Annotated in this window: 14 protein-coding genes; 8 read left to right on the forward strand and 6 right to left on the reverse strand. The window is 56.6% G+C overall.

The annotated features are described in order from the left end of the window. The first annotated feature begins 254 nt into the window (after positions 1 to 254). Both V5E97_RS24960 and V5E97_RS24965 read left to right on the forward strand, forming a co-directional pair. Positions 255 to 1589, forward strand: a complete 1335-nt coding sequence (locus V5E97_RS24960; protein WP_406694299.1) for a hypothetical protein — start codon at positions 255 to 257, stop codon at positions 1587 to 1589. Positions 1590 to 1666: 77 nt separating this feature from the next. Further along, entirely contained in the window at positions 1667 to 2902 is a 1236-nt protein-coding gene (locus V5E97_RS24965) for a hypothetical protein (protein ID WP_406694300.1), read from the forward strand. 94 nt (positions 2903 to 2996) lie between these two features. Here the strand turns inward: V5E97_RS24965 and V5E97_RS24970 are convergent, their stop codons facing one another. Together V5E97_RS24970 and V5E97_RS24975 are read right to left on the reverse strand one after the other, a co-directional pair. Further along, a complete protein-coding gene (locus V5E97_RS24970) occupies positions 2997 to 3143 on the reverse strand; it encodes a hypothetical protein (RefSeq protein ID WP_406694301.1) in 147 nt (48 codons plus the stop codon). Then, positions 3136 to 3369, reverse strand: a complete 234-nt coding sequence (locus tag V5E97_RS24975; protein ID WP_406694302.1) for a hypothetical protein — start codon at positions 3367 to 3369, stop codon at positions 3136 to 3138. Before V5E97_RS24975 ends, V5E97_RS24970 begins: the two co-directional genes overlap by 8 nt. A gap of 290 nt (positions 3370 to 3659) precedes the next feature. Here V5E97_RS24975 and V5E97_RS24980 point away from each other — a divergent pair, with 290 nt between their 5' ends. The 4 genes from V5E97_RS24980 to V5E97_RS24995 all read left to right on the forward strand — a co-directional run bounded on the left by V5E97_RS24980 (position 3660) and on the right by V5E97_RS24995 (position 7962). Continuing rightward, on the forward strand, positions 3660 to 4088 hold the full coding sequence (locus V5E97_RS24980; protein ID WP_406694303.1) for a hypothetical protein: 429 nt from the start codon (positions 3660 to 3662) through the stop codon (positions 4086 to 4088). Positions 4089 to 4601: 513 nt separating this feature from the next. After that, positions 4602 to 5480: an ABC-three component system protein gene (locus V5E97_RS24985; RefSeq protein ID WP_406701212.1), complete on the forward strand. Its 879-nt coding sequence runs from the start codon at positions 4602 to 4604 to the stop codon at positions 5478 to 5480. Next, entirely contained in the window at positions 5480 to 5968 is a 489-nt protein-coding gene (locus V5E97_RS24990) for a three component ABC system middle component (protein ID WP_406694304.1), read from the forward strand. Before V5E97_RS24985 ends, V5E97_RS24990 begins: the two co-directional genes overlap by 1 nt. Then, positions 5965 to 7962: a DUF3732 domain-containing protein gene (locus tag V5E97_RS24995; RefSeq protein WP_406694305.1), complete on the forward strand. Its 1998-nt coding sequence runs from the start codon at positions 5965 to 5967 to the stop codon at positions 7960 to 7962. Before V5E97_RS24990 ends, V5E97_RS24995 begins: the two co-directional genes overlap by 4 nt. 511 nt (positions 7963 to 8473) lie before the next feature. Here V5E97_RS24995 and V5E97_RS25000 read toward each other — a convergent pair. Next, complete coding sequence (locus tag V5E97_RS25000) at positions 8474 to 9124, reverse strand: DMP19 family protein (protein WP_406694306.1); 651 nt, start codon at positions 9122 to 9124, stop codon at positions 8474 to 8476. Positions 9125 to 9595: 471 nt separating this feature from the next. Beyond that, a complete protein-coding gene (locus tag V5E97_RS25005) occupies positions 9596 to 10054 on the reverse strand; it encodes a hypothetical protein (RefSeq protein WP_406694307.1) in 459 nt (152 codons plus the stop codon). A 256-nt stretch (positions 10055 to 10310) separates the two neighbouring features. On the opposite strand from V5E97_RS25005, the gene V5E97_RS25010 reads away from it, so the two are divergent. Continuing rightward, a complete protein-coding gene (locus tag V5E97_RS25010; protein ID WP_406694308.1) occupies positions 10311 to 10493 on the forward strand; it encodes a hypothetical protein in 183 nt (60 codons plus the stop codon). 466 nt (positions 10494 to 10959) lie between these two features. Here the strand turns inward: V5E97_RS25010 and V5E97_RS25015 are convergent, their stop codons facing one another. Then, positions 10960 to 11301 carry a hypothetical protein gene (locus V5E97_RS25015; RefSeq protein WP_406694309.1) on the reverse strand — a complete coding sequence of 114 codons (342 nt, stop codon included), beginning with the start codon at positions 11299 to 11301 and terminating at the stop codon, positions 10960 to 10962. A gap of 373 nt (positions 11302 to 11674) precedes the next feature. Here V5E97_RS25015 and V5E97_RS25020 point away from each other — a divergent pair, with 373 nt between their 5' ends. Then, positions 11675 to 11827, forward strand: a complete 153-nt coding sequence (locus V5E97_RS25020; RefSeq protein ID WP_406694310.1) for a hypothetical protein — start codon at positions 11675 to 11677, stop codon at positions 11825 to 11827. Here the strand turns inward: V5E97_RS25020 and V5E97_RS25025 are convergent. After that, a complete protein-coding gene (locus V5E97_RS25025) occupies positions 11813 to 12106 on the reverse strand; it encodes an RNA polymerase sigma factor (RefSeq protein ID WP_406694311.1) in 294 nt (97 codons plus the stop codon). The genes V5E97_RS25020 and V5E97_RS25025 overlap by 15 nt on opposite strands. Positions 12107 to 12132: the final 26 nt, after the last annotated feature.

Genomic DNA, 12132 nt, shown 5'->3' on the forward strand with positions numbered 1-12132 from the left:
TGTCCCATGCTTCGCCCTCGGTAAGACCTCCCTCAATGATAACTTACCGAGTGGTCCAATTTCCGGGGTCCACTATAACAGGGATATAGCGATCATCGACAGTTGTCGATGATCGCTATATCCCTGTTTCTTTTCCCAACGCTTAGAATCGCGAAGTGCTTCCCTTGACCAGAATGTACGACTGGGAAATTGCCTTCGGAAAGCAATTTCGCTATAATCACCTCACATCCACTCCCAAACTCAAGGTGTGGCGCATGACTCCGATCATTTCTGTGCGTCTCATTGCCACCCTTTTCGTGGCCCTCGTCGCCTTCTCTGGTCCGGCCTTGTCACAAGACGGGACGGACTCGCCCATTCGGCGGACGCTCACCCCGTCAAGTACACCATCGCAAGCACTCGATGCGCCTTCCCAAACTAGTTCGGTGACGACGTCGATGGGCGTCAGGCAGATTGACGAAGCAACAAACTCGTTGGAGAAGCTCGAGTCATCGATCGAGGAAAGCCGGGCCAAGGCTAAGTCCACCCTGGACTTTCAATGGCAATTCATCGAAGCACAGGCGGAATCCATCAATCGCATCAAAATGACCGCTCGGGACGCATTCCCCCAACGTCCCACCGAAGCCGAGGCGAAATCGAGGGTGTCTCAGGCAAAGGAACACGCCGCCAAGGAAATACAGAAGTCCCGGGCAATGATTCCCGAACTCAACGACCGGCTCAGCGCCGAGCGACAACGTGCTGCGAGCATCGATCAACGTCTGTCGGCAATGCTGTACGATTGGTGCCCAAACGGCAACCCATTTGACAAGTGCGGGCACTTTGATCTCCGGGATCGGTTCACGCGTGAATGTGACCATTCGAGAACCGCACTTCGAGCATGCAAATCGCGCATCCGTCAACTAGAAGGGCAATTGGCGAATGCCGACCGACCTACTCGCGAGTCAGAAGCCGAAGTCGAAGCCGCTGGCGAACGTCAGGCTGAAGAAGATTCTGCGTTCGATGAACGGCAAGCGGCAGTTGAAGCGGCGATTAACGAACTCCAGAAATCGTTAACGAAGCGTATCGCCAAATTCAAGGAGGACGAAGTCGAACTCGCGAGGCTTGACTCACTTCATACTCAATTGCGTCTCGCTCGAGCGGCGATGAGTGCAAAGAGGAAGGCACTCCCGCAAAGGACCGATGAGGACTCCATCGACTCATCTTGGATAGGGCTCGGTGACCTGGTTGTGGCTGCTGTTGGAGGCATGGGCTCAGGAATCTCACGATTCGCATCGCCGTCGTTAGTCCAGGCGCCCTTTGCTCGCGCGGTGCCTGAAGCGAACTGGATCGTTGGAACTCGCCGCGTGCAAATGAAGCTTCCGCGGGGAGTCCGCATGAATACCGCGGGTGTCGCTAACGGTAGGGCATATTCGGCTCACGGCTTCGATCGAAATATGCTCAGAGGAGTTACCCCGACGGTCGTCGAGAATACCATCGCGGTTGGCGAGAAGAGTGCAGGGAAATTCCCTGGCACCCTCAATTTTTTCGATCCCATCAATAGGGTCGGAGTCGTGATCGACGAGGCAACCGGTAGGGTCATTACCGTCAAGTAAGCCGAGTGAGCACTCAAAAACCTCTTGAGTGAATCGCAGTGGCCCCTCTCTGGACGGCAAAGCTCCCAGGAGTCGCAATGATACTTCGATTCTCCATGTTTGTGCTGACGCTGTTGGCGCCAATTCACGCAGCGTACTGTGCAGAGTACAACTGGGAGGCGACCGCCAAGGTCGTGCTGTCGCGCAATCGCAGCCTGCCTTGGTGGGAACGATCCACAATCCCGATCTCGGCACCTGACGAAAAATCTGCAGTGAAAGAAGCCGAGCAGTTGGCCTCTGAGCGAATCAAGTCGGCGTACCCTTCTGCCGAAATCGTGAGTCTCCAAGTGAAGGTGGAATCGCGTTCAACGCCCTTGGTAAATCCAGCCGATGACACGACTGTCGTTCGCATGTACGTGCGAACTCCCGATTCACTCATTCATGACCGATCGAACGTTGAGGTTTTCGGTCAATCGGTCTCGAGTGATCGGGAGGTGTACACATCGTTTAACCTGCGAGTCTATGTCTCGGTCGATGGCGAGAACGAAAGGAAACTGTCGGGAGTTGTGCGCACGCTGGACGATGCCAACGCGAAGACCGGTCCAGTTGGGGCGACTTTCGATCTTTGGAGAGGAGAGATTCGCCGTGGCGACTCGAAAGTGCTGACGGTTCGCGTTGTACAGGAGGAGCCTTGGAGCAATGAATTTGCCAATACTCCTAATCCATGGAATGAGGTGTCCCAATTCACCGTTGAACTCCGGAACGGACGTGAGTTTTCGACTAGCGTCAGCGTAGACTCTAACTGTGAGCGACTTCGTGGACCTTCGACAGGGCCGGAATCCAGCACGTTGATGCGGCTCACCCGTAAGCCTACTTACTACGCGAGTCTCAATGCGACGCACCTGCACTTTGCTAATCAGGCATCATTCGTTGCTAGCACCAAGCGCGCCAATGAAGAGGCGGAGTTTGCGAAGCAGCTAATCGCAGATCCTGAAGTTCAAATTCTGCAAGGGTCCGCTACGTTCAAGCCGACTCAGGAGACCACTGTCGGCTTTGGCCTGACATTTCTCGTTTCTGCCGACAGGGCGCGAGCAGAAAGGCTAGCCAGAGGTGTCTTCGCCAATCGACCAGACATCCGATTCGCGGCCGATGTAAAAGAGGCGGAGCGGATTCTGAAAGAGGAATTCGAGGCACGACGTAACTCCGGACTGCGTGAGTACGCATTCGACGAGACGACGCTGAAGCTCTCGCTGTCGCCTAAGACCGGAAAGACGATGACGGAGGTGATTCAGGGATTCACTCCAGATCCGAGAAGTCGTAGGCCCAAGCGCTGATCTGAACGCAGCGATGTCTCCTACTTTCCGCAGGTCGCTCGCCCAATATCTCGGCATTTTCCGCGGTCAGCGGGCCGGCCCGCCGACCGCGAGGCTAGGGTTGGCCGTAGGTTTTCGGGTCGAGGCCCAGGAGTCGAATAATCAGGCGTTGCGTTTTCGTCAGTTGGGTCACCAGGACCTGAGCCGGCCCCTCACCGACTCGAACCTCGTGGCGTTGGATCGACGAGAACACTTCAATCACCCGATGCGTCGTGGGGCGTGAGCACGCCCGGTCCTTCCGAGTACAGAGGCAACGACTTCAGTTTGGCAGCAGCCATCCCTTGACGCAGTTCCCGCTCCATCAACGTTTGCGCCACCAACGCGAAAAAGTACGCCGCCATGATCCCCTGAATCCGCGTCACGTTCTTCAAGTACACAGGCGTCACGGCGAAGTTCGACCTGAATTGCGAGAACCGCTTCTCGATCATCAGCTGCCGTTTGTACGCCTAGGAAAAGAAAGAGGGACATAACGACTATCGATAACTGTCGATAATCGTTATGTCCCTCTTTCTGCACGCCGTTCGGATCAATCCGTTTAGCCACACATCATTATGCGTATTTTCATCATCATATGTGTTTTCGGACGAGCATTCCGATCGGATTAGTCTTGACTTTCTCCTGAACTTTTGGCCATCATGACAGAATGGAACCATTCCGACTGTCAAGTCGGGGGATCCGGTTCTGGTGTTGGAACTCTCAAATCCGCTAGGGAGTCGATATGAGCGAAAGCGAGAATCTCGAAAGCGAGACCCCTTACACAAAGCCAGTCGTCTACGAGATTGTTGCCGAGAATGGGAACATTATCGCGGTTCCCAATCAGCAAGCTGCCAGAGTTCCGGCGAACCTTTTGAGGGAAGAGCCAGATGGACCAATCACACTGGACCTCTTGCTTACGAACCAATCCGCATACATCGACGACAAGCATCTAAAGTTCGATGCGAATTGGGGTGTGTGGATCAAGCCTAATGCTCCCATCACTCTCCAAGATCGCTTTCAGCAAAAATCCAACCCGAGTCCGTATATGGTAACGCGACTCACGGACGGTTTTCGGGTCAAGCTGCTTTCGTCTGCGAACCCTCACCGGATCGGGAGGTCGCATGAGGTTCAGTCGTTCCAGGGCTACATTGCGGCGAAGGAAGTGAAGTGACGAGGCGGCGACGGTATCGAGAAAAGAAAGGGGGACATCGCGATTATCGACAGTTGTCGATAATCGCGATGTCCCCCTTTCTGAGCCTAGGAAGTGGCAACACGGTCAGGGCTTAGGTAAATTGGAAAATTGGCCTTTTAGCTTCGCGCTGACGTTGGTTATATCGCGTTTCCTAGCTGGTAAGACGCCATGGAAGACCTCTCCCACTCGGCTGTGCCCTCCGCCCTCGGTTACTACTTCCAAGGACTATTCGCGTTAGTTGTGCTCTTAGATAGCAGCGATGGCGGTGCGGTGAGCGTCGAGACCGCCGACGACGTGGTCCGCCACGATGGACTAATCTCCCTTTTCCAGCTAAAGCACAGTACAGGCACGCCCAAGCCTCTGACCGTCAAGAACGACGGTTTTTGGAACACCTTAGGCATTTGGTCTTCCGGGCCATTCGACAGGTCAGTGAGTTTCGTCTTCGTGACCTGCGCTGAGATAGCTGCCGGGTGCGAATTGGCTCGCTTGACCGTGGCAAATAGCGAACGCGATGCCTTGCGGCAAGCGCTCGATCAGGAAGCGAATCGGGTATTGACAGCACGTAAGACCGCAAAAGCCGCTGGGAAGAAAATCCCGTTTGCGGATCGCGCGGCGGGCTGTCAGGCTTATCTGGGTTTGGGTCCTGATGACCGCAAGAGATTGCTCGACCTCATCAAGATCGTCCCGGCCAGCTTCACAGCGGCCACGGCTCCCGGCGAGGTCGAGAAGCGGTTCCAGTCGGTCCTCCTGCCCTCGATTCGCGGCCACGTGGTCGAACGGCTGATCGAATGGTGGGACCGTCAGGTTGCCCTGTCGCTCATAAAGAAACGCTCAAGAGAGATCCACAAGTCCGAACTCCAGAGCAAGCTCCACGACCTTTTCGTCGAGCACTCGGCTCAGGGGTTGCCGGATGATTTCAGCGGCCGTGAACCGGCTTCCATCGAGGCGGAGACCGGGAGGATTATGGCCAAGCAGATCGAGTGGGTCCTGGGTGGACAGTCAAGGCTTCAGAGGGCAGTGGTCGCCCGATGGCGGGCTAGGAATCAGCGAGGGGCATGGCTTGAAAATGATATTTCGATCGCTTCGGACCTGGACGAATTCGACAAAAACTTGATCGAAGTCTGGGGCGGAAGACACGGGCCGATGGTTGATGACTGCCAGGGGATCGAAGAGCCTGAGCGGTGTAACAGGGGGCGGACCATTTTGGATTGGTCGCATCACAACGCGACTATGGAGCTGCCCCCATTCCGACCCACCTGGTCGCAGGCATACCTCGTGCAAGGCAGCTTCCAACAGCTGGCCGAACAGGAGAAAGTCGGCTGGCATCCCGACTTTGCGACCTTGTTGAGTGCGCTGAAGGAGGCGGGCTGATGGCGATGATAAGCGTTGACACCTTCGCCGTGACTAACCCGGCATTCTGCTCGCTTGTGATCCGTGCGTTCGTCGAGGGGTATATTACCGGCGATCCGGAGGGCTCGCTGCTGCCGCTCATTCTCCTCCCAATACCCCTGGTGCTGACAGAAGAAACGGCCGCGACTTTCGCCCAGACTAAGTCGAGCACCGGTCTCATCCCCTGGCTTGGGAGATACCCCGAAGTGACGGTCATGCTTGGCAACCGGATTAGGGGCTCGGCAAACGTAAGTCGCCAGGCCCTGCTTTTCGGGATTCGGCAACGTGTGCTTACCGTACTGCCATCCGGTCGCGTGATACCGGACGCGGATGGGCTCATGAGGAAACCGAGCTTCTCCACGATGTCAGAGGTCGGCAAGGCCACCAGTCTCGCCAAACGACTCGGCACCTGGTGCGGGCAGGTGCGGTCAGCCCAGACGATCTTGATCAGTCTCGGGGTTAACCGATGAGCCGCTGGCAAATCAAGAACCTGCTCTTCTACAGTCACGACAACCAGAAGGTGGAGTTACCATTCGACCTGTCGTCTGTGAACATCATCGTCGGGGAATCGAACTCGGGGAAATCCGCCCTCATCGATTCCCTCGATTACTGCATGGGGGCGAGAGAATGCCACATTCCAGGCATCATCGCCGAGAAGTGCTCTTGGGTAGGCGTGGTCTGGGCTAAGAAGAAGACAGAGATAGTCATTTGCCGAGCACTTCCCATCCCGCCTCATAAATCGAAGGAGGACACGTATTATGCGATCGGGACGCCCGTCACGATCCCAGCATCTGCCGCCGACCTTCACAGGGTAGCTAATACCGACGGGACACTTCGCCGTTTCGAGCAATTGCTCCAGATGGCTGAGGTTATCGGTGAGACATTCACCGAGCGGGAGGGAAAGCGGATATCCTTTCGCAACGCTTTGCCGTACATCTTGGTGAGTGACGACGTCATTATCGACAAAATCTCTCTCCTAAGGGGAATGAATGATGAGCATAGGCTGAGCATTATCGATTCAATCCCGTATTTCCTGGGAGCGGTCGATGAGAATACTGCCGCCGCTGAAATCCGTCTCAAGAAACTCCGGATGCAGCGGGAGCGAGAAGAACGACGCCGTGAAGCGGCCAAGGCTGAGGCGTCACAAGCCCTCGCCCGCGGGGCGGTTCTTCTGCAGGAGGCCGTCTCCCTGGGGATGATCAACGCTCCCGCGGGCGCAGACGCGGCCAACAAAACTCTCCAGGCACTCCAGCTAGCTGCGGCATGGGCTCCTGGCTTGGAAGTAGATGCTGTCGGGCAGAACACGCTGGCCGATCTTTACGCACAAGAGCGTGGGTTGCTCAACTCAATATCACGAGCTAGATCGCAGCTCGCGGCTGCTCGCGATATGCTGGAATCGGCCACCGGCTTCACCCAGACGGTCCAGCGGCAGCGGCGGAAACTGGATGTCCAATCCTTTTTCCGGTCAGGGAACGAGCGCGAGACCTGCCCGATTTGCGATTCCTCGATAGCAGATAGAACGATCCCTATGACGTCGATCCTCGGTGCCTTGGATCGGCTCGATGGCGATCTCAACGAGGTCGAGCAAGACCGGCCGCAGATCGATTCATACATCGCGAGATTGGAAGCCGAGATTGAGGCGAACACCGTGGCCCTCTCGGTGGTCAGGGAGCAGATCTCGGCGATAGTGAAGGAATCTGAGGCCTATTCCCAGCGGCTCGAACTCGATCAAAGGCGGATGCGGGTATCCGGTCGGATTAGCTACTTCCTGGAGTCGATGGTTGAGGCTCAGGAGGCAGTAGCAGCTGCGCCACGCACGGACATTGATGCTGAAATTCGAGAGTTGGAGGGGATCGTCGATCCGGAGGCGAAGGCTGAAAGGCTTAACGCCCTGCAGCTCCAAGTCTCTGGGTTTGCGACCCAAGTGTTGAAAGATCTCCCCTTCGACGAAAATTACCGTGATCTGCAGATCATGTTCGATGCACGAAAAGTGAGAATCCAGTTTGTTCGTGGCTCGAAAGTGTATGACCTGCGGGACATCGGGGGCGACGAAAGCTACCTGAGCGGGAGAATCAGTGCGCTATTCGGCCTGCATAGGCTTTTCGCCGAGGGAAACCGGCCCGTTCCGGGAGTGATCATCTTCGATCAGATCAGCCGGCCGTTCTATTCGCCCGAAACAAACCCGGGGCAAGTCCGATTAGAGTCGTCCGATCGCACCGATCTGAAGCAATACGTTGACGTACTATTCCAAGAGGTCGAGAATCAGAAGACCTTGCAGATTATCCTGCTCGAGCACGCTTATTTCCCGGACGATGAGCGATATACGAAGGCTGTGAAGAAACAGTGGGGGGATGAGGAGAAACTCATTCCGTTCGATTGGCCTACTCACCATGAACTCGCTGAAGCTTCGCCGCCTAAAGCCCAGTTAGATCCGTCCCCAGACTCCGACGGCAAGCCAAGCTAAATCGATCTGTCGCCTGTTAACAAGGAATCAGGCCGATGGATTAGATTTCGGCTCGCTTATTGCCAGACATCTCGTCTCAAATCGGCAACAGCTTCTGCTGACCGACTCGCAGCTCCCCCTCGGCTTCGAGCGAGGACAGGGGCACGCCGAGTAGCCGGATGCCCTTCCTGACTAGGAAGAGCGGCTCGCCACCAGGGAAAAAAAAAGGGGGACATAGCGATTATCGACAGTTGTTGATAATTACCATGTCCCCCTTTTGGTTCTAAGCTCCCTGTCTTCCTACTGATCGCTGCACAATGTGCGTCAAGTCGAGGAAGCGTTCGGTCGCAATAATCCAGCGGTTTCCGGACTCGGGAACTTGATCTTCTTTGCGCAGCGATCAGTAAAGCGAGGACGAAGAGCGAACAACACGCCGGTCGCACAGGGTTTTGTGAGACGCTCTGAAGCTCCCGGTCTTCCCGATGCTGAGAACGAAGCGCGGGGGCCACGTCCCCCTTTCATCCCTAAGGCCTCACTCCCCTCCGTATGGATAGGCTTCGGGGGTCCCTGGTTGGCTTGCAAGGAAGGTATGACGGCAAGCGGGACACTGGCCGCGGTTGCGTACCGAGACGAAGCGAGTCCCGCACTGCGGGCACGGGCGTTCCTTGCGGGCCCACTCTCGCTCGAGAGCCTCGATGTCCAGCTTGCGGCGCTCTTCCGCTTCTTTCCGTTCGAGAATGATCGCGTCGATTGCGTCGGGGCCGCGAATATCATCTGGGTGAGCAGCTACATACTCATGCATACTCTCATAAATCTCTTCATTGCACGCGTAATACTGAGTGTCGAGGCCGTTGAGAAACGTTTTGGCCTCAGGTGATAGGTCGCACTTCTGTGAACCGATGTCGGGTTCAACACCGTCGGGGAAAATGGACAATGCTTGTCGCAAGAGACTCGCGGTTTGGGGCAAATCGACTCGTCCAAGGGCGTCGAGCGTTGGCCGTGCGCACCAGCCGGTATTGAAGAACAGTTGGTCGAAGCCACCGTTCAACACCTGGACATGGAGGTTATAGACACAGAAAACCGTACGTTCGGCCTCATTTAAACCCTCGAAGCCGACGATACCGCAAAGCTCGAGCATACAATCGCCCAGGTCGAGAATAGACTGTCGGGCGTCATGATCCATCAGCTGTTCCCTAATCGGGGTTCTTCTGTAAATTCTCACCGCTACTTCATCCGTGGCACTTTGGCGTCGTCGTAAGTCGGGAAACGAGCGATCAAAACCGCCATTCCGTAGCCCATAATGACCCGTCCCAGTTTTTACGACTGTAAAACAAGCTGGTTTTACGTCTGTCTCTGGCCGCGGTGACCGGGCACCGATCCGCTCCTCCACACTACACTTGGCTGTGGTCTGTGGCGCTGACGAAATCGCCGAAAGCGGCCCGTACCCCCAGGATCGCGCAGGCCTGAGAAAAGGGGGCGGGAGTGAATGGTACGAGGATAAGGATTCCGTGCAGTACGATTTCAGGCTCCTGTACACTGTTTTTGCGACGAGGATCAGTGCACGCCTGCTCTTAACCTCGTGCCATTCACTCCCGACCCCTTTTTTCGCCCCGCCGGTCATGGCCTTCCCGTAGCAAACGGACCAAAAACAACGCTAAGACGAGGGTCGCCCCTCGGCCCGCGACTTCTCCTTCCTCGCACTCCGTTCCATGAAATAGGATGATGTTGTCATTATGACAATCAGGACAAGGAACCTAATCCAGTGCTGGTCCCACAGATAGATACCCGTCGGGCGGATGAAGGTGACGTCGAGGCCAGGGCGGAGAGTGTAAAGGGCGACCAAGGCCGGCATGCCGATAACCAGGCACGTCAGCAGTAGAGCTTGTAGAGCAGGGTAAGGTCGGACCCGGTCCCGACGCCACCAGATCCAAGAGCCGATGGCGTTGGCGACCGCGAGGCAGACCAGCCATATACCCGCGACTTCGGGGGCGCGCCGGACGAATGCGACGGCACCGACGAGCATCCAACCCGTGAGGCAAAGTTGAACGCCGAACCAGGCGCCCGTGTGCCATTGGAAATGGCCGGGACCTGGCAACGCTTTCTTGGTCTCCATCTCTTCCTCTCCGAGCCTCCGCTTAGTGAGACTCTCGATCACCTATGCATGAGCAAATTTCCTCAGAGTCGATAGGCACCGAAAAGGGCCGATTTCGGCACTCCTTTTCAGCGTAACAAAAATCGCTCAGGAGAGCCAAAAAACCGTACCGATACCCATTCCAGAATCAACGTCCGTCGCCGTCATTACTCCGCCGAGATTCAGGATGGGCAAAGCTTAGCGTTGTCTGTGGTCCGTTTGCTGGGGGAAGGCCGTAATGGGCGTGCTCGACGGGCAGGAGGCCGTCGTCGGCATCTCTCAGCTCGCCAGGTCGATCCCGACCAAGCGCGGCCCCGCCCTGCTCCTCCGGCTCGAGGTCCACAAGGTCAACCTTGAAGGGCAGCGGATCTGCCGGGGTCGGGAGTACGTGAGGTTGGGGGAAGCAGCGGAGGAAGTGTGATGGCCAACAAGTTACGTCGAACATTCGCACTCGATAAACAATCACACTAAATTGCTCATTATTCTCAATATATAAAAATTATTGTGCAGTGCTGACAACTTACTTCTGTCAATATTAAATACTGTTCGACTCAACTTCTTGATGCCATAAGGGTTCAGTCGCCACGTGCCGGGGCGTGAGGTCCCCTCGCTCGATCGAGGAGTTTCTTGTTGGAGACGTGTTGGTTTCGCTTCCCGGAACTCCGCTTCGGCCGAGGCTTCTTTGAACCACGACGGCACCGGACCATCCGATGCACGGGGATCTTCTCCGCCAACTCGTTCAGCAGCCGGGACACCGTCGTGGCCCGGGAATGTGAAACAGGGGCATAGCGATTATCGACAGTTATCGATAATCGCTTTCCCCCCCTTTCTTCCATGCTTTGCTTGGCTTGACGCCGGGATTCGATTCAGGGCATCTCTCGCGAACGCTAATCGTCCTCCGCGAGAATCCCTTGGAGGATGGGGACCTGCTCCTTGGCCAACTCGACACACCGCTTCGCTTCACCCTCGACGGGCTTGCCGCGGTCGGCATAGAGCTTGAGCACGAGCATCTGGCAGGCCATGGCGTTCACGTAATCGTCAGCCTTGATGCTCTCGCCCGCCTCTCTGTTCAGCGAGACGACGCGAGATTGAAACTGGTGCTCGGCCCACGCGGGATAGAGCAGGATCGCGAGCGCCAGCACCAACAGCATCGCGACCAGGCCCGCCAGGAGGCTGTGATTGCTCGGTCCCGGCTTCGGCCCGGTGTCGATCGTTCTCAGGATGTCCACGGCACGCCTCCAACTCGTATGGGTGATCAGACCTGGAGCCGATTCGGTTCGTGCCGGATTATGTTGCGTGTTTCCGCGGCCGGTCAATCGCCGGTTCTACGGTTCCTCGTAAATCGTGAAGAACACGTCGAGCAGAGTTGCGCGATCTCGGGGCAGGCGTGATGTTCCACGGACTCGGCTTCCCCTGTGGAACGTCCGACAATCACCGTCATGTTGCGCCGACCATACAATACAACGATCATTCCAGTTGCGCGGGCCTATCCGAGGTCCGATCCGCAGTCAAACTGAGACAGCACACATGCAGCCATCTAAGATTTTCCTCCATTCAATATGAGATCCACCATCTCAATCGTGTCGGACACGAACCAATTTCTTGACTGGAAAAGAAAATGGGGACATCGCGTACCCGATGTGCCCGCGCAAAGCCCCCTTGTTCCTGGAACTGCCGGGCCTGCACGGCGAGCGTCTCAATCTGCTCGGCCGTCACTCGCCGGACGCCGCGCTCAATGAGTCATGTCGCGATTGAGTCGCGGTGGCGCAACGAACCGGCTTTCCTCATCAGGACGAGGAAGGTCGCTTGAAACGCGCCCTGGGCGACGTGCGGGTCGTTCAGCACCTGACGGCAGACGCGCAGAACCATCGGCCCGTGCCACTCGACCAGCGCCGCGAACGCCATCTCGGCCGACTCGCCCCGCCGGGCGATGAATCGGTCCAGGAGGTCACCGTCCGACAGGCCCGCGACCGTCCCTACGTTGAACAGGCCGCGGAGACCCCGTTGAATTTCAAGGCGTCGAGCGTCCGCCACAGCTCGTGCCCTCGACTGAGTCGTCG

Source organism: Singulisphaera photorubra (assembly GCF_045290345.1).
Classification (GTDB): domain Bacteria; phylum Planctomycetota; class Planctomycetia; order Isosphaerales; family Isosphaeraceae; genus Singulisphaera.